The sequence below is a fragment of the Allopseudospirillum japonicum genome (assembly GCF_900108915.1).
GTDB lineage: Bacteria > Pseudomonadota > Gammaproteobacteria > Pseudomonadales > Halomonadaceae > Pseudospirillum > Pseudospirillum japonicum.
In genome coordinates this window covers 14,947-38,010 of record NZ_FNYH01000004.1, presented here as the reverse complement: position 1 = coordinate 38,010, position 23,064 = coordinate 14,947, and the positions used below count along the sequence as shown (strand labels likewise).

Below are 23,064 nucleotides of genomic sequence, written 5' to 3'. Positions count from 1 at the left end.
TTCCTATCCTAGGCTACTTTAGTCGCAAAATAAAACAGGTGTTTTAATTTTTTTATGCACTTCCCAAAGTACGCCCATTGTTGACATCACGAGAAGCCCCTTTCGCACTGTATACCTTGCCGCTTGAAGGGGTACCACCTTGCGAGTTTTTCACCAAATTCAGCAAAACACCCACTTGCTGTTGTGCACGCATCACCAAAATCCCATTTTGTTTATTGTGTTGATGGACTTGGCTTAGCAGCTTCACTAATTGTGCCCAACCTTTTCCTAGTGCCTGTGCCAATTTAGGATCTTGATCAGCCAGCCAAGCCTGCACTCCAGCTTCAGAAGCTTCCTGCCCTTGTGCTTGTAGAAAATCACGGCGCGTATCAATATCTGTATGTACTTGCTGTAATGCCGCTTGTTTACGTTGCGTGCACGCCTCTAGTGCTTCTAAATCACGCTGAGATAACAAGCGTTCTTCTTCTTCCAAACAAGTTTTTAATACCTGTAAGTGTTTAATACTTTGTAGCAGTAGATTTTTGAAATCCTGTACTTGATTCATCGCTTTCACCTTTCAAGGTTGCCAAATACGTTTGCTGAGATCTCACACCAAAAAACGTCTTGATAAGACACGCCTGATAGCAGTTTACGTCCCTTTCTAACAAGGTCAATTTTCGCATGCTTCACTTAAAGAAGCAGGCCTTATATGACAAAAATTAAATATTTGTTAAATCGAATGGCTTGCATTGTGAATATCTGAATTTTAAATTATCTTCTTTGAAGAATGTAGCAAGAGGGTTTTCCTTGTGAAACGCGTACTTTTTTTGTGTTCGGCAAATTCCGCACGTTCCATCATGGCTGAAGCTTTATTAAGGCATTATGCGGGTGACCAGTTTGAAGTGCATAGCGCAGGTACTGAACCTGAGCCGGTGGATCCAAGAAGCTTAGCGGCAATCCAAGCCTTTGGTTTACCTGCGCAAGATTCATATGCAAAAAACGTTAAGGATTACCAAGATCAGCATTTTGATTATGTGATTAGCCTCTGCGAGAAAGCCCATCAAGACTGCCGTTATTGGCCTCATACAGGCGTCACCATGGCATGGGATTTTCCTGACCCTAAAACTAGTACAGATCCCAAAGCTTTCGCACGCATCTTGCAAGAAATAAGTGACCGCATTCGCTTGTTTATTATGGTGAATGAAAAAAGCGTAGATTCAGCAATAAAACCACTACAAGCCGTTGATTTTTATAAGCTGTTAGCCGATGAAACCCGCCTATTGAGCCTATTACTGATTGAGCAAGAAGGTGAGTTATGTGTATGTGAACTAATGGAAGCATTAGACCAGTTGCAGCCCAAAATTTCTCGTCATTTAAGTCAGTTACGTAAAGCCGGCTTATTATTAGATCGTCGTCAAGGTCAGTGGGTCTTCTATCGTTTACACCCGCTATTAAATGACTGGATGCGGGAGGTATTACAGCAAACACGCCAACATAACCCTGCTTTACTCACCCAAGCTTGCGCACGTTTACAAGCAATGCACAATCGCCCTTCGAAGTGTTGATCTGTTTAAGGAATGCAATATGGGGATCTTTGAGCGCTATCTGACACACCATGTGCTTTCCATGCAGGCGCGGCCTTAGCGACTGTGGTTGGTGTTTTGGTGGAGGTTCCTGTGATGCTCTCATTAGTCGCCTTAGCCAAACACACACAAGACGGGTTCCCCAATCACTAGTTAATCCATACATACTCTGCTCTCAAACATTGCGATCAAAGGAGCCTAAAATGACCATCAAAGTTGGGATTAATGGATTTGGACGCATGGGGCGTTTAACCTTACGTGCCCTGTATGACCAAGCAGACATTCACCTAGTGCACATCAATGATCCAGCGGGAGATGCCGCTACTTTAGCCCACTTACTCAATTTTGATTCTGTGCATGGACGTTGGCATCACGAGGCTAAGGCCGAAGGCTCTCACATACTGATTGCAGGACACCCCATCACTGTCACTGCGAACCAACACCTAGCAGAAACGGATTGGTCAGCTTGTGATCTGGTCATTGAAGCCTCTGGCAAACTGAAAAACCAGGCCGTATTACAAACCTATCTAGACCAGGGTGTAAAGCGCGTCTTAGTCACAGCGCCCATCAAAGAAGCTGGTGTGTTGAATATTGTCCTTGGTGTCAATGATCATTTGTATGATCCGCAACAACACAGAATTGTCACTGCCGCTTCCTGTACCACGAATTGTTTAGCACCTATCGTCAAGGTGATCCAAACCCACTTAGGGATTCATCATGGCACCATCACGACAATTCACGATATCACCAACACCCAAACCATTTTGGATGCACCCCATAAAGATTTACGCCGCGCACGTGCTTGCGGTATGAGCTTAATTCCTACCACGACAGGTTCGGCCACGGCGATTGCACAAATTTTTCCTGAGCTCACAGGCAAGCTCAATGGCCATGCCATTCGAGTTCCATTAGCGAATGCTTCCATCACAGATTGTGTTTTTGAAGTACAACGCGCTACCAGCGCAAAGGAAGTCAATGCCCTACTTAAGGCCGCTGCGGAAGGTGAGTTACAAGGCATTTTAGGGTACGAAGAACGCCCGCTCGTGTCGATTGACTATAAAACCGATCCGCGTTCCAGCATTATCGACGCCCTATCAACCCTGGTCGTCAATGGTACTCAAGTGAAAATTTATGCCTGGTACGATAACGAATGGGGCTATGCCAACCGGACTGCGGAACTTGCCCTCAAAATAGGACGCACCTAAATGCTGAGCCAGCTTTCTCCTGAAATCCGCCAATATTTAGTGATCACGGGCAATTATTGGGCCTTTACCCTCACTGATGGTGCCTTACGGATGCTGGTAGTGCTGCATTTTCACAGCTTGGGGTACTCGCCACTAGACATTGCTTTGCTATTTCTGTTTTATGAAATTTTTGGTGTGATCACTAACCTAGTAGGAGGCTGGCTAGGTGCGCATTGGGGCTTAAATCGCACCATGAATATCGGCTTAGCGTTGCAAATTCTTGCCTTAGCCTTACTTCTCGTACCTGCAAGCTGGCTGAGTGTCCCTTGGGTGATGGCGGCACAGGCACTGTCAGGCATTGCCAAAGATTTAAATAAAATGAGTGCTAAAAGCGCGATCAAATCCTTGGTACCTGCCCACGCACAAGGCACCTTATACCAATGGGTTGCCTTGCTCACGGGTTCGAAAAACACCTTGAAAGGCGTCGGCTTTTTCATGGGTGGTTTTTTATTAATGACCTTGGGGTTTACAGGTGCTCTTGCCTTAATGGCCTTGATGTTAACTTTCATCTGGCTGTTGAGTTTGGCACGACTGAAACAAAATTTAGGCAAAGCCAAATATAAGCCCAAATTCCGTGACATCTTTTCTAAAAGCCCAGCGATTAACTTACTCTCAGCAGCACGCTTATTTTTATTTGGTGCCCGTGATGTTTGGTTTGTCGTGGCCTTACCTGTGTTTTTATCCCAAAGCCTCGGCTGGAACCCAAGCCAAACAGGCAGCTTTTTAGCCTTATGGATCATCGCCTATGGCCTGGTGCAGGCTTTAGCCCCCAAAATCACCCGTGATGCACACAATACTCAACATTCCGCTGTTTTTTGGGTTAGCGTATTAACTGTAATTCCTGCACTTATGGCTTTGGGGTTAGAGCTAACTGCCTATACAGAAGAAATCCTCATCGGGGGTTTGCTGATTTTCGGTGCCGTATTTGCAGTCAATTCTTCCCTGCATAGCTACTTCGTTGTGCGTTATGCTAACGAGGATGGCGTTTCCTTAGATATTGGCTTTTATTATATGGCCAATGCGTTAGGACGCTTATTAGGCACTTTATTATCTGGGTGGATGTTTCAATTAGGTGGACAGGCCAGCGCAGGTTTGCAGGCTTGTTTATGGGCTTCTGTGGTGATGTTAATGTTCGCTTGGTGGTTTTCCTTCAAATTACCGCAAGCGCATCAAAGATCATATTGATGCTGGTAATTTAGGTTGAAAAAATGGGCTTGGGTGTTTAACTTGAAGAAAATCTACTTATTGACAAGCTTTCTGTAAGGATCTTTGCCCCCATGAAAACCCTCACCAAAGGTATGCTAATAGGTTTCGGCACTGCGGCTGTGGTCATGTATTTAATGGATGATCCACGTACAGAATCCCAACCCCTCCCCCCTTTACCAGAGTCTTTCCCTCAACCAGAACAAGCCGAAAATTCCCAAATCCTTGAGGCAACAGAAGATTTACAAAATGATGGTCTAGGTGAGTTACGTAGCCAATTAATGCAGGATGACCCCAGCATCACCGCTGTTTATATGCAAGATGAACGTTTAATTATTGAGCGTGGGGATAACCAAGAAGTCACAGATACTTCTGCTATGCCTTGGCTATTAGCTGGCGGTATGGCACTTGCCGCCGCTTATATGCTCGGTAGTGCAGCACAAAAAGCGCAATTACGTGCTGATTTAGAAACCCGTTATCAAGCCAAACAACGTACGCCCTATACCAATAATGCCTCCTCGACAAGTTCCACCAGCTCACGCGTGAGCACAGGCAATTTGTCTAATAATACCAGTAGCGTTTCCAGTAGTAGCAAAGGCGGTTTTAGTTCCTCAAGTTCATCACGCTCAAGCTCCTATTCCGGCAGCTTTGGAAGCTAGTTTATGCAAATACTGCACTTTCCCAATACCTTTGATTTAGCCAATTTTCTTAAACAACAAACCTATGCAGGTCAATTTTTTGATCATGCAAGCCTGAAAACCCATTTTGCTGCCCACGAAACTGCAAAAACACGCTTTTACCACCTCAGCCAAGCAGAAGCTGACTATTTATATGCCAGTGCGAACCAAGCTTTAGAGATGATTTTTGCCACCTTAGCAGAAGTCATAGAAGATGAAGCTACCCTCAAAAACATGGGCATAACACACCCTAAATTGATTGAACTCATTCGTGCGAGTTGGCGCTATCAACAGCCTTGTTTTTATGGTGCTTTTGATATCGCTTTTGATGGCCAAGCAGCCAAAATTTATGAATATAACGGCAATACGCCTGTGATGCTGTTTGAGTCTTGTATCTTGCAAGATGCCTTATTTAATCACTATCAACCCGGCTTGCAAGCGCATTTAGGGCCTTGCCAACAATACAATGAAATTTGGCCGCAATTGCTGCAAAGTATGCGCGCGCAATTACGCGGACGCCGTGTGGGCTTTGCTTGCGATCCTGCATTAGAAGATTATTTAACCTATGAGCTTCTAGCCGGTGTTGCGCAAGAAGCTTTAGTACCGCCTTACGGACAATTTGTCGATTTTTCATCTATTGATGAGGTGGGTTATCGTAGCGATAGCCGCGAGTTTTTTATCCAAGATCCACAAGCTAGAGTCGATACCTTATTTCTCCTCAAACCTTGGGAGGAGCTAGTGGATACGTCTTACTTCAGTAAGCTAGATCCGCAACGCCATTGGCTTATTGAACCGGCTTATAAACTTCTCAGTGCCAATAAAGCCTTGCTAGCTTATGTGTACCAGAAGTTTGGTCATCGCACGGATTTATTCCCTAAAACCAGCTTGGACGTCGCGGATTTCCAAGGGCAAGCCTATGTCGCTAAGCCCTGGTTTGGACGCATGAGCAATAATATCCGTTTTTATAATGCACAGGGCGAGCAGATCCTTGCCTCAGAAGGTGCTTATGCCAATCAACCTTGTGTTTACCAGGCTTATCACCCTATGCCAAAAAATGCACAGGGTGAGCATTTTCAAATGCGGGTATGGACGCTAGCCGATCAACAAGGTGATTTAACTGCAGCAGGCTTAGCCATTCGTGAATGCGAGCACGAATTACTTTCTCTAGCAGGCGAACGTTTTGTTGCACATGCCGTTGCCTAAGATGGCACAGCGGAATCTCGGTTCCGCTGGTATTTATGATACTGCTTGTACTTGTTTGCACGCGTGCGGATCAATTTCAGGTAAGGTTTCAAAGGCAGGTCTGGCATACCAATATCCCTGATGCAGATGGATGCCTAACTGATACAAAGCACGCGCTTCTGCTAGCGTTTCAATTCCCTCAGCAAGAATTTGGCAACCCAAAGCACGCCCAATTTCGACCAGGTGCTGCACTAATAAATGACGCACCGAGTCTTGATGAAGACCACGAATCAGCTGCATATCTAGCTTTAATAAATCAGGCTGAAAATCTGCCAATAAATTCAGTCCTGCATACCCAGAACCAAAATCATCAATAGCGGTACCTAGGCCAATCTTACGATATTCATTCACAATACGTGCGAGGTGGCCTTGGTCCCGAACTTGTTCTACCTCAGTAATTTCAAAAATAAGACGCTCAAGTGGCCAAGCGTATTTTTCTGCAGCGGCCAAGGTCGCACGAATACAGGCTTTAGGCTCATACACGGCATTGGGTAAGAAGTTAATACTTAATTTAGCCTGCATCCCCAAGGTCGATGCAAGCTCAATGGCTTTGACGCGACACGCTTGGTCAAACTGATAACGGTTTGCCTCATCCACTTGCGCCAAAATAAAGCCTGCACCTTCACCTTGCGTACCACGAACTAAAGCCTCATAGGCGAATATTTCGTGTGTATGTACGTTGATAATCGGCTGGAACGCCATACTAAATTCAAACCCCAACGCGGGGGCATTACGGCAACGTTGACATCCATCAGATGCAGACATACAAGCACAACTCCTTGATTAATTCGCCCAGCGAATTGTATCCGCCTGCTCGTTTGTTTTACAGCTACGACGATCTAAAAAGCCCACGCGCTCTTGCTCTGGAATTTGGTGGCTAATTTCATACTTAAGAACCGCTTCCATACAGAGTTCGACTTGCTGTTCGGTCAACCGGCGTCCATCTGGCCATTTACGTAACTCAACCGCCCGCTTGAGGTTGTGGTAAATATCTGCCGTCATGTGGTTAATCATTTGATCAAAAGTCATTTACGTGTCTCCATCGAGAAAAAGGCTCGATTATGATACCCAAGTTGCCGGATAAAGTTCGTATTTTCTATATATTAACAAGATTTTAATAAGCGTGCTTTCCATACAGAAAAGACACCCACAAGCACTCCAAGTAATAAACCAACTACATGGGCCGCGTTAGCAATCTGCCAACCTAGCCAAGTGGTGATAGGTGTCATAGCAAGCAGTAACCAAGCGAGCATAAAAACAACCAAGCCACGAGGGACACCAAAATGGCTTTGCCGATCAAAAACAGTCCAAGCCAGAATATAACCAAGTAAACCGTAAACTACGCCTGACATACCGCCAAATAAAGGGCTAGCATCCCACAAAAATTGCCCCAAATTGGCACCAACGCCAGTAATTAACACCAAGTTTAACAACGCACCATGACCACGCAAATGTTCGATACTACGGCCTAGATACACTAGCCACAGCATATTAAAAACTAAGTGCATCCAGCTAAAATGTAGAAAAATAGGCGTCAGCAAACGCCAAATTTCTCCTTGCATAAAAGTGGTTTCCAAGCTTGCCCAATACACTTGACCACCTTCAATCCATACAGGCACCAAGCTTAATTGCGGCATAATCCAAGCTTCAAACCCGCGCAAGACAAGAAAGCTAGCGAGCAAACTGGGTAAAACAAACAGCCACACTACAGGAATTTTACGCCAATCAATGCTTGCTGCAGGATCTGTTGGCCTTGCTTGAGATCTATCTGTGACTGCTGCTGTCCATGCCCGCGTATCCTGCTCCGCCTGCCAGCGCTGAATTAATGGCTGGGTACGCTGTACGTCTTGCGCATGCATCAGAAAAATGACTTGTTCACCAAGGGCATCTTTTAAAATTTTGTGTTCAATTTGCTGTGCCCATAAACGATCGCTTAAAGGCTTAAGGTCAATATTGGCGGAGGCAACCAAGACTTTCAGCATAAGGGCTTATCCTAGGGAAACATCTCTGTGACCGGTAAACATAGGAAAGAAATACATTAGAAGGTTATCGTCCAAAAACCCCTAAGGTTTAGCGGTCTTGGCGATACGGTCACAAAATTTTATCCTTGCATATAAAACAAGCGTTTGATAATTGATAGCAACGAAGACACATTATTTTTCAAAAGGACCTTATATGACACCTGCATTACATTTTGCCCACGCAAACGGCTTTCCAGGTGCAAGCTACCAGAGCTTATTCACTCATTTAGCACCTGATTATCAGCTACATTGGATTGACCAAGTAGGACATGCAAAGCCAGCCCAAATTGCCCCTAATTGGCAGGGCTTATGCCAAGAGGTGCTGGATTCAGTCACTCACTTGTATCAAAAACAACACCAAGCGGTTTGGGGCGTGGGGCATTCTTTAGGCGGCGTATTAACTTATATGGCGATGCTGGAGCAGCCTCATCTATTTAAGGGCATTATTCTGCTTGATCCCCCCTTGATGCTGGGGATAGATGCTTATCTAATTAAATTAGCCAAGCGTTTAGGTTGGATTGATCGTTTAACACCTGCTGCCAAAACCCAAGGGCGGCGTACTGTCTGGCCCAGCACAGAAGCTATGTATCAGCATTTACACAAGAAAGCTTTGTTTCGACATTTTCACCCACAAGCACTGGCTGATTATATCCAAGCAGGGACACAACCCAATCCACAAGGCGGCATTCGCTTACGTTTTCAACCTGAGGTAGAATTAGCTATTTTTCGCCATTTGGCAGATCATTTACAAGGGACACACAAGCGCTTAGCCTGCCCTGTCGCCGTCATTGCAGGCCAGAATTCGGATGTGGTCACTCCGAGACGTTTTCGTCAATTCCAAGCGGCTGGATTTTGTATGAGCCAAATTGCCGGCGACCATATGTTTCCTTTTCAATACCCACAAGCCACAGCGGCAGCCATTCATGCACAAATTCAAGCATGGCAACGGCTTGATATAAGGGAATCCTCTTGAACACTTTATCAGCACAAGAAATTTGCCTCCCTCTAGAACATTTAACTTTAAATGCACTCGCTTGGGGACACGCGAAAAATCCACCCATTTTAGCTTTACATGGTTGGTTAGATAATGCGGCGACTTTTAGCCTGATTGCCCCTGCATTAGCCGCACAAGGCTACTATGTTTTAGCACCTGATTTCGCTGGTCACGGATATTCAGATTGGCGCCCAACAGGAACGCCTTATTTAATTTGGGAGCATGTATACGAAGTGCTCGCCATCGCGCAATTTTGCCAGTGGTCACACTTTGATTTGCTTGGTCATTCTATGGGGGCAGGCATCGCTTGCTTAACTGCTGGTAGCTTTCCCGAACGTATTGGTCAACTTGCTTTGATCGAGGGTATAGGGACTTTGGCCACAGAGGCCGAGCAAGCCCCAGAAGCTTTGGCCGAGAGCATACACATGCGTTTATCAAAAAGCCCAGTACAGCAACAAGCGATTTACAAAGAAAAAGAGCTCTATATCCGCGCACGGATGCAAGGTTTAGGCGCTGTTTCTTATCAAGCGGCTGAAATCTTGCTGACGCGCGGTTTACAAGCGCATCCCCAAGGGTATCGCTGGCGCACAGATCCTCGATTACGCCAAGCTTCCAGCTTGCGCCTCAGTGAAGCGCATAACCTTGCTTGGTTAAGCAAAATTCAAGCACCTGTTTGCGGTATTCAAGCGCAACAAGGTTTTCTTGTTCAACGCCCCAAGATGCTTGCACGTTGGCAGTATTTACAGAATTTAACACTTCTCACCTTAGAAGGTGGGCATCATTTGCATCTAGAAGAAGACACAGCACCTGCCGTCAGGCAGGCATTAGTCGATTTTTGGCATCCCCATCAACCCTAGGCATGAGGTCTCAATGCAAGTTCAACATCCTTTTCGCTTAATGCAAGGCACGTCTTTCAAAACTTGGTTTAAAGTCACTTTGGTAAGCGTGTTCGCTGTCTTATTAAGTGCCTGTAGCGACAGTGAAAACGCACCTTTCGCTGGTTTTCCACAAGCACAAGGTGGCTGGAAAACTTGGCATCGTGTGCTACACAATGAAGCCTTTAGTGTCGGTTATTCGGATATACGCTTAAACCCTTTGTGGGTCAGCTACCAGCTCCAGCCTTTAGAAGAGCGTCGTAGTATGCCACGCCCTAGCCAGTTTGAAACCGATTGGCGAGTGCCTTGGTTAGAGCATGAAGATTATACACGCAGTGGTTATGATCGTGGTCATATGGCACCCAACCATGCAATTGCGCAACTGTATGGCCGTAAAGCCCAACTAGAAACCTTTTGGATGACCAACATTAGCCCACAAAGTCCTAAGTTAAATCGTGGTATTTGGCGACGCTTAGAAGAAGCGGCTTTAGATCATTTTGCGCCTTTACATCGTCAAATTTGGGTGATTACTGGACCGATTTTTGGTTCCGGCTTTCATTTTCTAGATACGAGCTGGGTACAAGTCCCAGAAGCTTTCTATAAGATTTTTATTGTGCCAAGCCAAGGCAAACAACCGCCACACTTGTTGGCCTTTATGATTCCACAAGAGGTGACAGGTAAAGAGAAGCTGGCGGATTTTGTCGTCAATATTGATACTTTAGAAACTTTGACTGGCCTAGATTTTCTGACCGAATTACCAGATACCCTCGAAGAAAATCTCGAACGCCAAATCGACACCCGATCTTGGCAAATTGCTAAGCTTAAATAGCAACCTAGACTGGGTAAAGTGGCCTGAATATGCCCCAAATCTTTGGCATAAAGACGGATTGATCGCTAAACCTATGACACCCCAACTTTGGCCGCAGGGTTGCATAGGTTTTGCTAGGCTTTACCCATCCTACGTGGCTTCGCTTTACCCCTAGATAAATTAATCTCTACTCACTTTACGAATTCAGGTAAACTAAGCGCCTTCCTTGCCTCATCATTTTTCGATCCTTGAGCCACCTGTATGGCTCCAACTTGCAAAGCAATCGAGGGTAATAACGCATGTGCGGAATTGTCGGCGTCGTGGCTAATGGCCATGTCAACCAAGTCCTATTTGATTCCTTAACGGTTTTACAACACCGTGGACAGGATGCCGCTGGAATTATGACTTGCCAACAGGGGCGCTTTTTCCTGCGTAAAAGCAACGGCCTAGTTCGCGATGTGTTCCGCACACGCCATATGAAACGCCTTCTTGGCAATATGGGCATCGGCCATGTGCGCTATCCTACTGCAGGGAGTTCTAGCGAGGCAGAATCTCAGCCGTTCTATGTGAATTCACCTTATGGGATTGCCTTAGCCCACAATGGCAACTTGACCAATTCAGCGCAACTCACCCAAGATTTATTCACCACAGATTTGCGCCATATTAATACGAATTCAGACTCAGAAGTGCTACTCAACGTCTTTGCACACGAACTCGGCAAACAAGTCCATCCTTTATCTGCCGAAGACATTTTTGATGCGATTCGCCGTGTACATCGTCGCTGCTTAGGTGGTTATGCTGCGGTGGCCATGATTAGTGGTTATGGTCTGGTCGGATTCCGTGATCCACATGGTATCCGCCCTATCGTGCTTGGAAAGCGTGATCACGAACAAGGCACAGAATATATGCTGGCCTCTGAGTCTGTCGCTTTGGATGTCGCTGATTTTGAGCTAGTGCGTGATATTGCACCGGGCGAAGCTATTTTTATCGACCTTGAAGGCAAGGTACACACGCGTCAATGTGCCGATCATGCCAAAGGCCATCCTTGCATTTTTGAACACGTATATCTAGCACGCCCTGATTCCATCATGGATGGCATTCACGTCTATCGTGCGCGTATGCGTATGGGCGAACGCCTCGCAGAAAAAATTAAACGCGAGCGCCCCAACCATGATATTGATGTAGTGATCCCTATCCCAGATACCAGCCGTACCTCTGCCCTTGAACTAGCCCAGCATTTAGGGGTGACTTTCCGCGAAGGCTTTATTAAAAATCGCTATATTGGGCGCACTTTTATTATGCCAGGGCAACAATTACGTAAAAAATCTGTGCGTCAAAAGCTCAATGCGATTGACCTTGAATTCAAAGATAAAAACGTTCTGCTGGTGGATGATTCGATTGTGCGTGGCACCACCTGCAAACAAATTATCCAAATGGCACGCGATGCCGGTGCTAAAAAAGTCTTTTTTGCTTCCGCGGCACCGGCGGTGCGTTACCCTAATGTCTATGGGATTGATATGCCTGCTGCGCATGAGCTAATCGCACATGGACACACAGATGAGGAAGTTGGCGAATTGATCGGCGCTGACTGGATGATCTATCAAGAACTAGAAGATCTGATTAGCGCATGCCGCGAGGAAAACCCCAGCTTAGAAGGTTTTGATTGCTCTGTGTTTAATGGCGAATATGTCACAGGGGATATCGACAGCCACTACTTGGCACGCTTAGAAGCCGAGCGTAATGATGCCGCCAAGCACCAAGAAGATGAGGACAATGCCGTCATTGATTTGCACAATGATAGCTCTGCAGATTAAGTCCTTTTCTTGAGCACATGGACACCATCAGGCGGCCTAGGCCGCCTTTTACATACCTAATTTATTTGAGATGCTCTTATGCAAAACTTTGATGATCTATCGGCAGAATTTGCGTTTGCTACCCAAGCCATCCGTGCCGGTCACAGACGCACGGCAGAAAATGAACACAACGAACCTATCTTCACCACCTCCAGTTTCGTCTTTTCTAGTGCTGCAGAAGCCGCTGCACGCTTTGCGGAAGAAACCGGCGAACACAACATTTATTCACGCTTTACTAATCCCACAGTACGTACTTTTGAGCAACGTCTTGCTTGTCTAGAAGGCGGCGAAGCAGCTGTAGCAACAGCCTCAGGCATGGCCGCGATTTTGGCAACCTGTTTAGCTTTTTTAAGCCAAGGGGATGAAGTCATTTGTTCACGCAGCGTCTTTGGTTCTACTGCTAGCCTATTTAGTAAATTTGTGAGCAAGTGGGGCATACAAACGCACTTTGTGGATTTACAGGATTTATCGGCTTGGCAAGCGGCAATGACGCCTAGAACGCGTCTCCTTTTCGTAGAAACGCCCTCCAACCCTTTATGTGAATTAGCAAATTTACAAGCGCTTAGCCAATTAGCACGCGCACATGCTTGCAAGCTCGTCGTAGATAACTGTTTTTGCACCCCAGCTTTACAGCGTCCGTTAAGTTTAGGTGCAGACATTGTCGTACACTCAGCCACCAAATATTTAGATGGTCAAGGACGTGCCCTAGGTGGAGCTGTCGTTGGCAATGCGCAAGATATGGCCCAAGTCTTTAACGTGGTACGGACATGCGGCCCTTGCATGAGTCCTTTCAACGCTTGGGTATTTTTAAAAGGCTTAGAAACCCTAGAATTAAGAATGCGTGCACACAGTGCTAATGCACTGGCGCTAGCGACTTGGCTTAGCGAGCAACCCAAGGTTGAAAAAGTCCATTACGCTGGTTTAGCTTCACATCCGCAACATGCCTTAGCAAAAGCACAAATGCATGGCGGTTTTGGGGGGGTATTATCTTTTGTGGTACGTGGTGGCCGCGAAGCCGCTTGGTCTGTGATTGATCAAACGCAAATGCTCTCGATCACAGGCAATCTTGGGGATGTCAAAACCACGATCACCCATCCAGCCACCACCACGCATGGCAAACTCACTCCAGAACAAAGAGCACAAGTAGGGATTGAAGACGGCCTTATCCGGATTGCCGTTGGCTTAGAAGCCTTGGCAGATATCCAAGCAGATTTAGCTGTAAGCCTTTAGCAAAAACCGCGTAAACCCTCGCCCAATCGGGCGGGGATATCAACGGATGACTGCGAAGCCGTCATGGGTTGCTACTCATGAATAATACGGGCATGATTTACAGCATGATCAAAGCCACAAAAGTACGCATCTACCCCACACCCGAGCAGGCGGATTCTTTAAACCGCCAGTTCGGTGCTGTGCGCTTTGCGTACAACAAGGCTTTACATATCATCAGCTTACAATACAAACGCCATGGCCTAAAACTCAAAGCCAAGAAAGACCTTAAGCCGCTGCTCGCGGTGGCGAAAAAGTCCCGCAAGTATCCCTGGCTCAAGGATTTTGACTCAATTGCACTCCAACAAGCCTGTATCAATCTGGACAAAGCCTTCCAGAACTTTTTTGATCCCAAGCGCCCCGCCCGTTATCCCAAGTTCAAGCGCAAACATGGTAAGCAATCCAGTTATCACTGTATGAGTGTGAGTGCTGGAGAAAACTGGATCAAGGTGCCGAAGATGGAACCGATTAAGGCGAGGATTCATCGCAAGGTGGAGGGCAAGCTGAAAAGCATCACCCTATCCCGAACTGTGACGGGCAAATATTATGCCTCGCTGCTCATTGATAATGGCCTAGACACACCTGCGCCCATGCAAACGCTTGCTACCCTATTGGGCCTTGATATGGGGCTGACCCATCTTGCTATCGACTCAGACGGCAACAAAATAGAGAATCCACGCTTTTTGAAGAAAGCCAGTGCCAATCTGCGCCGTAAGCAAAAAGCCTTATCACGCTGCCAGAAAGGCAGCAAGGGCCGTGCGCAAGCGCGTCTTCAACTTGCTAAGGCGCATGAGCGGCTGAAAAACGCCCGTGCTGATTTTCAGCACAAGCTGTCTCGAACGATTGTTGACGAAAACCAAGCGGTGATCGTCGAGACACTAAAAGTCAAAAACCTGCTGAAAAACCGGAAGCTATCTAAGCACATCGCAGATGCCAGCTGGTCAGCTTTGATCCAGAAGTTGGAATATAAAGCCAAGGCGCAAGGCAAGTACCTAGTTAAAATTGACCCCTGGTTTGCCAGCTCCAAGACCTGTTCTTGCTGTGGGCACAAGGTAGACACTCTGCCCTTGTCAGTACGCAAGTGGATGTGCCCTGTTTGTACAGTAGAGCTTGACCGCGACGTTAACGCCGCGATCAATATCCGTCAGCAGGGCATGATTAAACTAAGGGCCGAAGGACTGTCGGTGCCTGCCAATGGAGGCTTGCGTCAATCCGGTCACGCGCCGGTTGCGGCCTGAGAAGTTGGAAGCCTCGCCTGTTAGGGCGGGGAGCAGTCACCTAGCTTTATATTTCAGCGAACGCTTAATATAAATATCAAAACGGCAGCTTTGCCCTTTGAGTTGCATTTCCGGTGTTCTTGCAGCAAGACAAGGGGCATGGCGTGGCCGTTTCACCACAACGCGATACTCTGCTAAATCCAATGCTGGCTCAAGCAGTGCATCTGCATCTATATCTGGCCCAACCAAATGTTGAAATAACTGCATTTCTTTTTTGACGGCGGCAGATTTATCCCGATGAGGAAACATAGGGTCCAGATAAATCACTTCCGCAGGCCAAGCCCAAGCCTGTATTTTTGTGGCTAAATCATCCCCTGCATTCACCCTTTGACATTGCATTTGATGTACAAAAGCTTGCGCCGCCAGCTGGTGTTGCGCTTGCTGTAATCCATACCCTAATAAAGCGTGCACTACAGGATGGCGTTCCAACATAAGCACCTGACACCCAAGCCCAGCAAAAACCGCACTATCACGTCCTAAACCTGCAGTCGCATCGACAATACAAGGCTGGATACCTTGTGCAATACCCACCGCTTTAGCAATAGCTTGGCTTTTGCCTCCTCCAAAGGCTTGTCTATGTGCTACTTGACCTTGTAAAAAATCCGCTTTCACACCAGCCCAGCGTGGCTGTGCCTGCCAATATAAGAAGAGTCCTTCCGCTTGTACATGCAGCTGCATCTGTGCCCCACATGCCATACAAGGGGTGGCTGTGGCTGCTTCATGTACAAAACAAGGGTAGTTTTCTTGCAAAAGCGGCACATAGGATAAGGCCAGTGTGCAGGCTTGTGGGTGGATATGGATGGAAATCGACATACAAGCAGGCGTCCTTAGTTTACAGGCAATTTAGTTCCAAAATAATGCTAACAAGACCGTACCTAACATCAGGCGGTAAATGACAAAGGGCCACATACCAATTTTATCTAGGATACGTAAAAATAAATGGATACAGACTAAAGCGGCCACAAAAGAGGTCGCAAAACCCATCCCAATTAATTCCCATTCGGTACTTGTCCCCATTTGGTACAATTGCACTCCTTTTAAACCGCCAGCCGCTGCAATCAGAGGAATGGAAAGCAAAAAGGAAAAACGTGCCGCGGCTTGGCGATCAAAACCCAGCATTAAAGCAGCGGTCATGGTGATTCCTGAACGCGAAGTCCCAGGAATTAATGCCAGAATTTGCACCACACCAATAAAAAGCGCATGGACAATGTTCAGTTGCATTAGCGTCCGCCGCCCACGGACACGATCACTCCAACCTAAAAGCAGGCCAAAAACACAAGTCGCAATGGCAATAACAATCGCCGAGCGCAGCCAAGCTTCAATCCAATCACTTAATAAATAACCTACTGCACCTGCGGGGATGGTCGCTAAAATCACCGCCCATGCCAATTGACTGTGGGCACTATGTTTTCCAGTAAAGCTTTTAAACCAGCCCAGCAGCATCTTCCATAAATCAACAATAAAATACAAAACCACCGCGCATAAGGTGCCAACATGCACAGCCACATCAAAAGCGAGCCCTTGATCCGGCCAGCCCAATAGCTGAGAAGGCAAGATAAGATGGGCAGAGCTGGAGATGGGTAGAAACTCCGTAAGGCCTTGAATTAAGGCAAGAATGATCACCTGAGTGATATCCAGTTGTTGTGATACCTCTATCACGCTTGCAAGATCCTCTATCAATGCGCCTAACTACGATGGGTGACTTGATCACGAATATAAAACGGCTGGGCTTGTGCCGCCGCCATGCCTTCACCGCGTGCCCAAGCTTGCTCAGCCAATGCGAGTATGGCTTGTGCTTTTAGGTCAGCATCAGGATAAAGCTGTTGCATCTGTCCTTGTATCCAAGGCGAGAATGCCTGCGCATTTTGCCATCCAGAACCTACACCAACCCAGTCTTGGTCTTGATAGGCTTGTGGCCATTGGACTTGATCTGGTGGGCACACTTGCGCAGGCACCAAAGTCTGTAAGCTATGCTCTTGTATCTGGTACAAGCCCCAATAGACTTCACCCATGCGGGCATCCAAGGCGACCGCTAAATAACGTGCATAGGTACTTTGGTAGGTTTGCCATGCATAGGCTTCTAAGGTCGAGATGGGATAGACAGGAATGTGTAATGCCCAAGCTAAACTTTGCGCACACATACAGGCAATACGTAGCCCAGTAAAGGACCCAGGGCCTGCACCAAAAGCAATCCCTTGTAAGGCCTGTAAGGGCATGTGTGCTTGTTCAAGCAGGGCATGAATTTGTGGCACAAGGGACTTCGCCTGTTGACGCTCTGCGGCTTGGTGATGTGTCCACACTTGGCCTTGCGTATCACAAAGCGCAAGGCTACAAGCAGCACCTGAGGTATCTATCGCAAGTAAAGGCACTGGGGATTTCACCTTAGTGTGCTCCCTGTTGCGCGGGTGAGAAAAATAAATCTTGTAACGCCAATCCAGGATCAGGAGCACGCATAAAGGCTTCCCCAACAAGGAAAGCATGTACGCTATGATTACGCATTAACTGCACATCTGCATGGGTTAAGATGCCACTTTCGGTCACTAATAAACGGCCCGCTGCTTGTACACTCGCCACCAGATCCAGGGTGTGTTGTAGACTCACCTCAAAGGTATGCAGGTTACGATTATTAATCCCCACCATAGGATTGGGTACTTGCAAGGCAACATCTAATTCCTGTGCGTTATGGACCTCTACCAACACGTCTAAACCCAGCTCTTGCGCCAATAAGGAGAAATCCTGCAACTGCGGCAAATCTAAAGCCGCCACAATCAATAAAATAGCATCCGCACCAAGCGCACGCGCTTGATAAATTTGGTATTCATCAATCAAAAAATCTTTACGGATCACAGGTAAATCACAGGCAGCACGCGCAGCTTGTAAATAAGCATCTTGCCCTTGAAAAAAGTCTCGATCAGTTAACACAGACAAACAAGCTGCCCCAGCTTGCTGGTAACTTTGGGCGATCTCTGCAGGGATAAAATCTGTTCGCAAAACGCCCTTACTCGGCGAGGCTTTTTTAATCTCGGCGATGATCGCTGGCAAACCTGCATCTAACTTGGTTTGCAAAGCGGCGACAAAGCCTCGGCTTGCGATGGATTGCTCGGCTAGCTCACGCATTTGTTGCACAGATTGGGTTTGCTGCGCACTGGCGATTTCTTCTCGTTTACGCTGTAAGATCTTTCTTAAAATGGTGGGAACTTCAGTAGACATACGCCTTCCTTTTCATCAATGGCTGTTCAGTACGCTAGGCTTGGCAAGCCTCGGTAAAACTAGCAAGCTCTTGCATCTTTTGATACGCCATGCCGGAGGCAATCGCATCTTGTGCCATATGCACACCCGCAGCTAAAGTATCAGCAATATCCGCGGCGTAAAGGGCTGCCCCAGCATTGAGCGCGAGCATCTCGCTGGCTGCAGTCTCTGTCCCCTGCAAGGCGGCAACCACTTTTTGCAAACTTTGCTGCGCATTAGCCACTTTCAGGGAATCAAGTGGATGACGGCTTAAACCTAGCGCTTCTGGGGTAATACTATATTCTTCAATATGCCCATGTTTAAGTTCAGCAACCCGCGTACTTCCGGCAATCGAAAGCTCATCCAAACCTTCATCCGAACACACCACTAACACATGCTTAGCCCCCAGACCGTGGAGCACTTGCGCTAAAGGCGACACTAGAGATTGGCTATATACCCCAAGTAGCATATGCGGTGCTTGCGCAGGATTGGTTAAGGGTCCCAAGACATTAAAGAGGGTGCGCACGCCCATTTCTTTACGCGGACCAATCACATGCTTCATTGCGGTGTGATGCTGAGGCGCAAACATAAAACCGACGCCAATTTGCTCAATGCAGGCTTTAACTTGCTCGGGATTTAAATCAAGACGAATACCGGCAGCTTCGATTAAATCTGCACTCCCGCTGGAGGAAGACGCCGAACGATTACCATGTTTAGCAACACGACCACCTGCAGCAGCCACCACAAAACTTGACGCCGTGGAGACATTAAATAAATTAGCGCCATCGCCCCCAGTACCCACAATATCGACTAAGTGTTGTTTATCAGCAATCTCAACAGGGGTCACCAGCTCGCGCATCACTTGGGCAGCGGCAGTAATCTCACTGACACTTTCGCCTTTCATACGCAAAGCGACTAAAAAAGCCGCAATCTGTGCAGAAGTTGCCTCACCACGCATCAGAGTACGCATCAGGTGCTGCATTTGTGTAGGTGTTAAATCTTGTCGTCGAATGAGATTTTCTAATGCTTGATTAAATAACATGAAGGTCTCCACAAAAGGCTTGCTTAAGCAGGCAGGCAAGTCATTTTTAGAAAGTTGGCGAGCATAGCATGGCCATGCTCGGAGAGGATGGATTCAGGGTGGAACTGCACGCCCTCAATCGGCAAATGCTGATGACGAATGCCCATAATGGCATTTGGGGTCACATCGTCTTCACCCACCCAGGCACTGACCACAAAATCCTGTGGCACACTTGCCGGTTCAACCACCAAGGAGTGATAACGCGTTACTTGTAAGTTTTGTGGTAAATCTTGGAATACCCCTTGGCCATCATGAGCAATCCGTGACACCTTGCCATGCATCACTTGGGAAGCCCGTACAACACGTCCACCAAAGACTTGCGCTATACTTTGGTGACCTAAACAAATCCCTAAAATCGGTAATTGACCAGCAAAGGCTTTAATCGCGGCTAAAGAAACCCCTGCTTCATTCGGGGTACAAGGACCGGGAGAAATAACCAAGTGACTAGGATTTAGCGCACGAATTTCTTCAACACACATTTCATCGTTACGCACTACCTTCACTTCAGCACCCAACTCAGCAAAATACTGAACAAGGTTGTAAGTAAAGGAATCGTAGTTATCAAGCATTAACAACATCTGGGGGTAAACCTCCTCCAATTGACGGTCTAAGCGCCATTTTTTCACAGATTAGAATAAAAATAACCTGCTGATTGCCTAGCTTATCGAAGTTTTCTCTCGATCTGCTTGTTTATCAGCATCCATTTTTTTAAGCAATAGGATATCTTATGTGGTTACTCACACTCTTACGAGGATTGTTCATGAGTGTGCTGCTGGTGATAGGCATTGTGCTTGCTTTGCTAGCAGCCATTAACCCCGTTGGCACTTATGCGCTCAATACTTGGGGTAAAGCCTTTAATTTGCAGGTAGAAAGTTTAGATATACGCTGGTTTGCTGGTTCTTTTGATCTTTACGGCGTACGTTTAGGCGCGGTGGAGCATCCACTCGTATCAGAAAAACTCTCCCTGCGCTGGCGCTGGGATACCCTACAAGACCAACACTTTTGGTTACAAGCACATTGGCGCGGTGTTCAGGTGCCTTTGCAGCTCAATGCAGATAAAACCCAAATCACCCAAATCGGCGGGTGGACGCCAATCCAATGGCAACAAAAACTAGCACAAAGTCTTCCCGAACCGCTTTGGCAGCAATTACAAGCACCTAGCCCAACGCCTGAACAAGCGCCCTCTAATCTATGGGCGCTCGATGCGAGCCGTGATTGGCCTTGGCGAATCAGTTTATCTAGTCTTCATCTACAAGATATTCAGCTCAGTTTTGCCCAAGCTTATCCGGATCTGGCATTGCACAAGTTAGAAATTAGTCAACTGCGTTCTGCTTATCCGGAAATTGCCAGCCCAGTACATCTCGATCTTGCTTGGTACCAGGCCGATACCCAGTTGGGCCGAGTGCAATTAGAGGCGCAAATTCAACCGCTACTCGCTAGTTTACCAGTACAAGGACAAGTCCACTTGCAGGCGCAAGCACTGAATGCATGGGGCCTACCTGTCAGTGCAAAAACGCAAGTTAATCTACAACAAGCCTTTCATCTGGTGCAAAAATCTCAAAGTTGGCAAGTAGCCACGCAAGGCCAAATTGGTACCCAAGCACTCGCCTTACAAATCCCTGAAGATGTCGCCGTCGCTTTACAAGACTTACGCTGGCAAGGCAAGGTGGCACTTGATTGGCCTTTAGATCCACAGACAAATGCACCCAAGATCAACACCCAAGGCAAATTACAGCTTGCAGATTTAAGTCTCCAGCTTGCGCAACAAAAACACCAGCTCGATCAGTTGACTTTAGCAGGTGATCTGCAATTGGCTTCTTTCACCGATCCTCAGCTTAACTACCAAGGCAAGGTGCAGTTGACCGGCCTACAAGCCCAGTTAGAACAGCAAAAGCATCAACTTAAAGATTTTGCCTTAGAAGGAAAGGTACAAGTTGCTTCCTTAGCATCACCTATCCTGGATTATCAGGGTCAATTCCAACTGAGCGGCCTTAATAGCCCTTATGTACAAGTAGATCAATTGCGCTGGCAAGGTCAAAGTGGCTGGAAAACGGCCCATCAGGCTTGGTCGATGCAAGCTGATCTCGGGCTGCAAAACATACAAGTCCCCTTATCAGCACAAGCCTACATCCAAGTGCAAGATGTTCAGCTTAAGCAAATCCACACCACCCCAGAATCCAGCACGCTGGCAGCCCTGCAGATCGCAAACATCACGGGAAAAAACACACCTGAGCCTTTAGCACTCGAATCTTTAAGCCTCCGTGAACTGGATTTAGGCGCCGTATTACAGACGCCCAAAATCACCTTAGCCGGTGTACAAGTAGGTGCTTTCAATCTAGGCCGTGCTGATAAGGCTTTTTATCTTGCGGGATTAGAGGTAGGCCAAGTGGCCATAGATCTAGCAAAATCCCAAGCGGCTATCGGTACAGTGCATCTGTTGGAAAGTCGCCAAAGCCTCAGCTGGACCCAAACAAATCAACTCGAACCTTGGCAAAGCCGCATCACCTTATGGCAACAAGCCTTACAACCGACAGATCCAGCGCCTCCAGCGGAGAAGTCCCCAGCGCCCAGTGCGCCTTGGGAATGGTTTGTAGAATCTATCGCGATTCAGCAACCCCAATATATCAGCTTGCGTGATTTAAATTTGCAACGTCCAGAATACACGCAAATTAGTCTACAAAAGATGCGTATTGATGATTTAGGTATGCCCCATGCGCAAGCCTCGCCTTGGCTAGTTGAGGGTATTTTAGATGAACAAACCCCTTTTAAAGTCCAAGGCCAAGTCACTTTAACACCTGAACTTCGCTGGCAAACTGGGGTTCGGTTACAGGATCTGGCTTTAAGTAGTTTCGATGCCTATAGCCGCCATTATGCAGGGATTAATCTTGCCAGTGGCCAATTACAGCTGACTTTAGATGCGCAACAAGATACGCAAGGGATACGCGGTAATACTAAACTGCAATTATATCATTTGGATGCCAATCCCATTTCTGATCAGGCCGCCCAAAAGATTAACCGTTTGCTATCTATGCCTTTGGGCTTGGTCATTTCTGTTTTAGAAGATTCCGATGGTGAAATTGCCCTGGATATTCCCTTCGATTTCCAAGCAGGTAAAACCAAGGTCGGTTTAGAAGATGCTTTGTTATTAGTCACCCGTAAAGCAGCACAGCAAGCTGCCTTATATTATTTGCGTAATAGTTTGCAACCTTATACAGGGCTCATTACTTTAGGCCAGCTCGCATTAGAAGGGGCTGAATACTTAACGCAAGTGAAGTTAGATCCCTTGACTTTTCCCCCCGCACAAGTTGGTTTAAATGATCGCCAACAAGACTATCTCACGAAAATTGTCAAAATGCTTAACGACAGGCCAAGCCTACATTTTAGCTATTGTGCTGATGCTGGTAGCGAGGAGGTACAAGCCTTAGAAAACCCACAAACTAGGGCACCTTTGTTAGCGGCTTATCCACAACTTGCACAAATCACCCAAGCAGAGGAATTAGCAGCCAGTCTACAAAAAATTCGCCAACGTTTAGTGAGAGAATTTTTACTCGCTGCCAATATTGAAAACCAACGTCTTGCCCTGTGCTCTCCTGCATCCCAAATGCCCGAACAAAGCCAAGTGCGTATGGGGATTGTTCAGTAATTTTCCCACCTTATGCAGGCCTTCTTGATCCAAGGAGGCCTGCACTTCTAGCTTTGATCAGGCTTTTTGTTGCACACCCTAGCGCATTTT

General features: G+C 46.9%; 22 protein-coding genes and 1 pseudogene. 13 read left to right on the top strand and 10 right to left on the bottom strand.

From position 1 onward, the window contains the following. Nucleotides 1-52 precede the first annotated feature (52 nt). A complete protein-coding gene (locus BMX05_RS05210) occupies nt 53-544 on the bottom strand; it encodes a flagella synthesis protein FlgN (RefSeq protein WP_093308914.1) in 492 nt (163 codons plus the stop codon). Nucleotides 545-788: 244 nt separating this feature from the next. Between BMX05_RS05210 and BMX05_RS12935 the strand changes: the two genes are divergently transcribed. From BMX05_RS12935 to BMX05_RS05185, 6 genes and pseudogenes are all read left to right on the top strand, one after another. After that, on the top strand, nt 789-1,544 hold the full coding sequence (locus tag BMX05_RS12935; protein ID WP_093308913.1) for a metalloregulator ArsR/SmtB family transcription factor: 756 nt from the start codon (nt 789-791) through the stop codon (nt 1,542-1,544). A gap of 60 nt (nt 1,545-1,604) precedes the next feature. After that, nucleotides 1,605-1,715, top strand: a pseudogene (locus BMX05_RS12375) (arsenical-resistance protein); the annotation flags it as partial. A 50-nt stretch (nt 1,716-1,765) separates the two neighbouring features. Next, nucleotides 1,766-2,767 (top strand): ArsJ-associated glyceraldehyde-3-phosphate dehydrogenase, encoded by a 1,002-nt coding sequence (locus BMX05_RS05200; protein ID WP_093308912.1) that lies wholly within the window; start codon nt 1,766-1,768, stop codon nt 2,765-2,767. Continuing rightward, the gene (gene arsJ / locus BMX05_RS05195; protein ID WP_093308911.1) at nt 2,768-3,991 is read left to right on the top strand and encodes an organoarsenical effux MFS transporter ArsJ; all 1,224 of its coding nucleotides are present in this window, start codon (nt 2,768-2,770) and stop codon (nt 3,989-3,991) included. 92 nt (nt 3,992-4,083) lie between these two features. After that, a complete protein-coding gene (locus tag BMX05_RS05190; protein WP_093308910.1) occupies nt 4,084-4,668 on the top strand; it encodes a hypothetical protein in 585 nt (194 codons plus the stop codon). A 3-nt stretch (nt 4,669-4,671) separates the two neighbouring features. Next, a complete protein-coding gene (locus BMX05_RS05185) occupies nt 4,672-5,889 on the top strand; it encodes a glutathionylspermidine synthase family protein (RefSeq protein ID WP_093308909.1) in 1,218 nt (405 codons plus the stop codon). Nucleotides 5,890-5,922: 33 nt separating this feature from the next. Here BMX05_RS05185 and BMX05_RS05180 read toward each other — a convergent pair whose 3' ends face one another. The 3 genes from BMX05_RS05180 to BMX05_RS05170 all read right to left on the bottom strand — a co-directional run bounded on the left by BMX05_RS05180 (nt 5,923) and on the right by BMX05_RS05170 (nt 7,910). Continuing rightward, the gene (locus tag BMX05_RS05180; RefSeq protein ID WP_245710439.1) at nt 5,923-6,693 is read right to left on the bottom strand and encodes an EAL domain-containing protein; all 771 of its coding nucleotides are present in this window, start codon (nt 6,691-6,693) and stop codon (nt 5,923-5,925) included. Nucleotides 6,694-6,711: 18 nt separating this feature from the next. After that, on the bottom strand, nt 6,712-6,957 hold the full coding sequence (locus tag BMX05_RS05175) for a YeaC family protein (protein WP_093308908.1): 246 nt from the start codon (nt 6,955-6,957) through the stop codon (nt 6,712-6,714). Between the two features lie 74 nt (nt 6,958-7,031). Continuing rightward, nucleotides 7,032-7,910, bottom strand: a complete 879-nt coding sequence (locus BMX05_RS05170) for a rhomboid family intramembrane serine protease (RefSeq protein WP_093308907.1) — start codon at nt 7,908-7,910, stop codon at nt 7,032-7,034. A gap of 193 nt (nt 7,911-8,103) precedes the next feature. Here BMX05_RS05170 and BMX05_RS05165 point away from each other — a divergent pair, with 193 nt between their 5' ends. The 6 genes from BMX05_RS05165 to BMX05_RS05140 all read left to right on the top strand — a co-directional run bounded on the left by BMX05_RS05165 (nt 8,104) and on the right by BMX05_RS05140 (nt 14,983). Then, nucleotides 8,104-8,922, top strand: a complete 819-nt coding sequence (locus BMX05_RS05165; RefSeq protein ID WP_093308906.1) for an alpha/beta fold hydrolase — start codon at nt 8,104-8,106, stop codon at nt 8,920-8,922. After that, nucleotides 8,919-9,800, top strand: coding sequence for an alpha/beta fold hydrolase (locus BMX05_RS05160; protein ID WP_177166802.1), 882 nt, complete (start codon nt 8,919-8,921; stop codon nt 9,798-9,800). The genes BMX05_RS05165 and BMX05_RS05160 overlap by 4 nt, the downstream gene beginning before the upstream one ends. A gap of 13 nt (nt 9,801-9,813) precedes the next feature. Beyond that, complete coding sequence (locus BMX05_RS05155) at nt 9,814-10,647, top strand: DNA/RNA non-specific endonuclease (protein ID WP_218138988.1); 834 nt, start codon at nt 9,814-9,816, stop codon at nt 10,645-10,647. A 278-nt stretch (nt 10,648-10,925) separates the two neighbouring features. Further along, nucleotides 10,926-12,440 (top strand): amidophosphoribosyltransferase, encoded by a 1,515-nt coding sequence (gene purF, locus BMX05_RS05150; RefSeq protein ID WP_093308904.1) that lies wholly within the window; start codon nt 10,926-10,928, stop codon nt 12,438-12,440. 78 nt (nt 12,441-12,518) lie between these two features. Then, nucleotides 12,519-13,709, top strand: a complete 1,191-nt coding sequence (locus tag BMX05_RS05145) for an O-succinylhomoserine sulfhydrylase (protein WP_093308903.1) — start codon at nt 12,519-12,521, stop codon at nt 13,707-13,709. 77 nt (nt 13,710-13,786) lie between these two features. Further along, nucleotides 13,787-14,983 carry an RNA-guided endonuclease InsQ/TnpB family protein gene (locus tag BMX05_RS05140; protein ID WP_245710437.1) on the top strand — a complete coding sequence of 399 codons (1,197 nt, stop codon included), beginning with the start codon at nt 13,787-13,789 and terminating at the stop codon, nt 14,981-14,983. Between the two features lie 36 nt (nt 14,984-15,019). Here the strand turns inward: BMX05_RS05140 and BMX05_RS05135 are convergent, their stop codons facing one another. From BMX05_RS05135 to BMX05_RS05110, 6 genes are read right to left on the bottom strand one after another with little or no spacing between them, the layout of a single operon-like run. Beyond that, the gene (locus BMX05_RS05135; RefSeq protein WP_093308902.1) at nt 15,020-15,835 is read right to left on the bottom strand and encodes a class I SAM-dependent methyltransferase; all 816 of its coding nucleotides are present in this window, start codon (nt 15,833-15,835) and stop codon (nt 15,020-15,022) included. Nucleotides 15,836-15,865: 30 nt separating this feature from the next. Beyond that, complete coding sequence (locus BMX05_RS05130) at nt 15,866-16,660, bottom strand: undecaprenyl-diphosphate phosphatase (protein ID WP_093309060.1); 795 nt, start codon at nt 16,658-16,660, stop codon at nt 15,866-15,868. A 47-nt stretch (nt 16,661-16,707) separates the two neighbouring features. Next, complete coding sequence (gene tsaB / locus BMX05_RS05125; protein ID WP_177166801.1) at nt 16,708-17,403, bottom strand: tRNA (adenosine(37)-N6)-threonylcarbamoyltransferase complex dimerization subunit type 1 TsaB; 696 nt, start codon at nt 17,401-17,403, stop codon at nt 16,708-16,710. Between the two features lies 1 nt (nt 17,404). Beyond that, on the bottom strand, nt 17,405-18,232 hold the full coding sequence (trpC, locus tag BMX05_RS05120) for an indole-3-glycerol phosphate synthase TrpC (RefSeq protein ID WP_093308900.1): 828 nt from the start codon (nt 18,230-18,232) through the stop codon (nt 17,405-17,407). Between the two features lie 34 nt (nt 18,233-18,266). Continuing rightward, entirely contained in the window at nt 18,267-19,292 is a 1,026-nt protein-coding gene (gene trpD / locus BMX05_RS05115; protein WP_093308899.1) for an anthranilate phosphoribosyltransferase, read from the bottom strand. 23 nt (nt 19,293-19,315) lie between these two features. Further along, on the bottom strand, nt 19,316-19,909 hold the full coding sequence (locus BMX05_RS05110) for an anthranilate synthase component II (protein WP_093308898.1): 594 nt from the start codon (nt 19,907-19,909) through the stop codon (nt 19,316-19,318). A 182-nt stretch (nt 19,910-20,091) separates the two neighbouring features. Between BMX05_RS05110 and BMX05_RS05105 the strand changes: the two genes are divergently transcribed. After that, entirely contained in the window at nt 20,092-22,974 is a 2,883-nt protein-coding gene (locus BMX05_RS05105; protein ID WP_177166800.1) for a DUF748 domain-containing protein, read from the top strand. Nucleotides 22,975-23,064 lie beyond the last annotated feature (90 nt).

Bases quoted from the DNA above. Each gene is read 5' to 3' on its own strand.
- BMX05_RS05210 (WP_093308914.1), bottom strand. From the start codon at position 544: ATGAATCAAGTACAGGATTTCAAAAATCTACTGCTACAAAGTATTAAA.
- BMX05_RS05200 (WP_093308912.1), top strand. From the start codon at position 1,766: ATGACCATCAAAGTTGGGATTAATGGATTTGGACGCATGGGGCGTTTA.
- arsJ (WP_093308911.1), top strand. From the start codon at position 2,768: ATGCTGAGCCAGCTTTCTCCTGAAATCCGCCAATATTTAGTGATCACG.
- BMX05_RS05190 (WP_093308910.1), top strand. From the start codon at position 4,084: ATGAAAACCCTCACCAAAGGTATGCTAATAGGTTTCGGCACTGCGGCT.
- BMX05_RS05185 (WP_093308909.1), top strand. From the start codon at position 4,672: ATGCAAATACTGCACTTTCCCAATACCTTTGATTTAGCCAATTTTCTT.
- BMX05_RS05180 (WP_245710439.1), bottom strand. From the start codon at position 6,693: ATGTCTGCATCTGATGGATGTCAACGTTGCCGTAATGCCCCCGCGTTG.
- BMX05_RS05175 (WP_093308908.1), bottom strand. From the start codon at position 6,957: ATGACTTTTGATCAAATGATTAACCACATGACGGCAGATATTTACCAC.
- BMX05_RS05170 (WP_093308907.1), bottom strand. From the start codon at position 7,910: ATGCTGAAAGTCTTGGTTGCCTCCGCCAATATTGACCTTAAGCCTTTA.
- BMX05_RS05165 (WP_093308906.1), top strand. From the start codon at position 8,104: ATGACACCTGCATTACATTTTGCCCACGCAAACGGCTTTCCAGGTGCA.
- BMX05_RS05155 (WP_218138988.1), top strand. From the start codon at position 9,814: ATGCAAGTTCAACATCCTTTTCGCTTAATGCAAGGCACGTCTTTCAAA.
- purF (WP_093308904.1), top strand. From the start codon at position 10,926: ATGTGCGGAATTGTCGGCGTCGTGGCTAATGGCCATGTCAACCAAGTC.
- BMX05_RS05145 (WP_093308903.1), top strand. From the start codon at position 12,519: ATGCAAAACTTTGATGATCTATCGGCAGAATTTGCGTTTGCTACCCAA.
- BMX05_RS05140 (WP_245710437.1), top strand. From the start codon at position 13,787: ATGAATAATACGGGCATGATTTACAGCATGATCAAAGCCACAAAAGTA.
- BMX05_RS05135 (WP_093308902.1), bottom strand. From the start codon at position 15,835: ATGTCGATTTCCATCCATATCCACCCACAAGCCTGCACACTGGCCTTA.
- trpC (WP_093308900.1), bottom strand. From the start codon at position 18,232: ATGTCTACTGAAGTTCCCACCATTTTAAGAAAGATCTTACAGCGTAAA.
- trpD (WP_093308899.1), bottom strand. From the start codon at position 19,292: ATGTTATTTAATCAAGCATTAGAAAATCTCATTCGACGACAAGATTTA.
- BMX05_RS05110 (WP_093308898.1), bottom strand. From the start codon at position 19,909: ATGTTGTTAATGCTTGATAACTACGATTCCTTTACTTACAACCTTGTT.
- BMX05_RS05105 (WP_177166800.1), top strand. From the start codon at position 20,092: ATGAGTGTGCTGCTGGTGATAGGCATTGTGCTTGCTTTGCTAGCAGCC.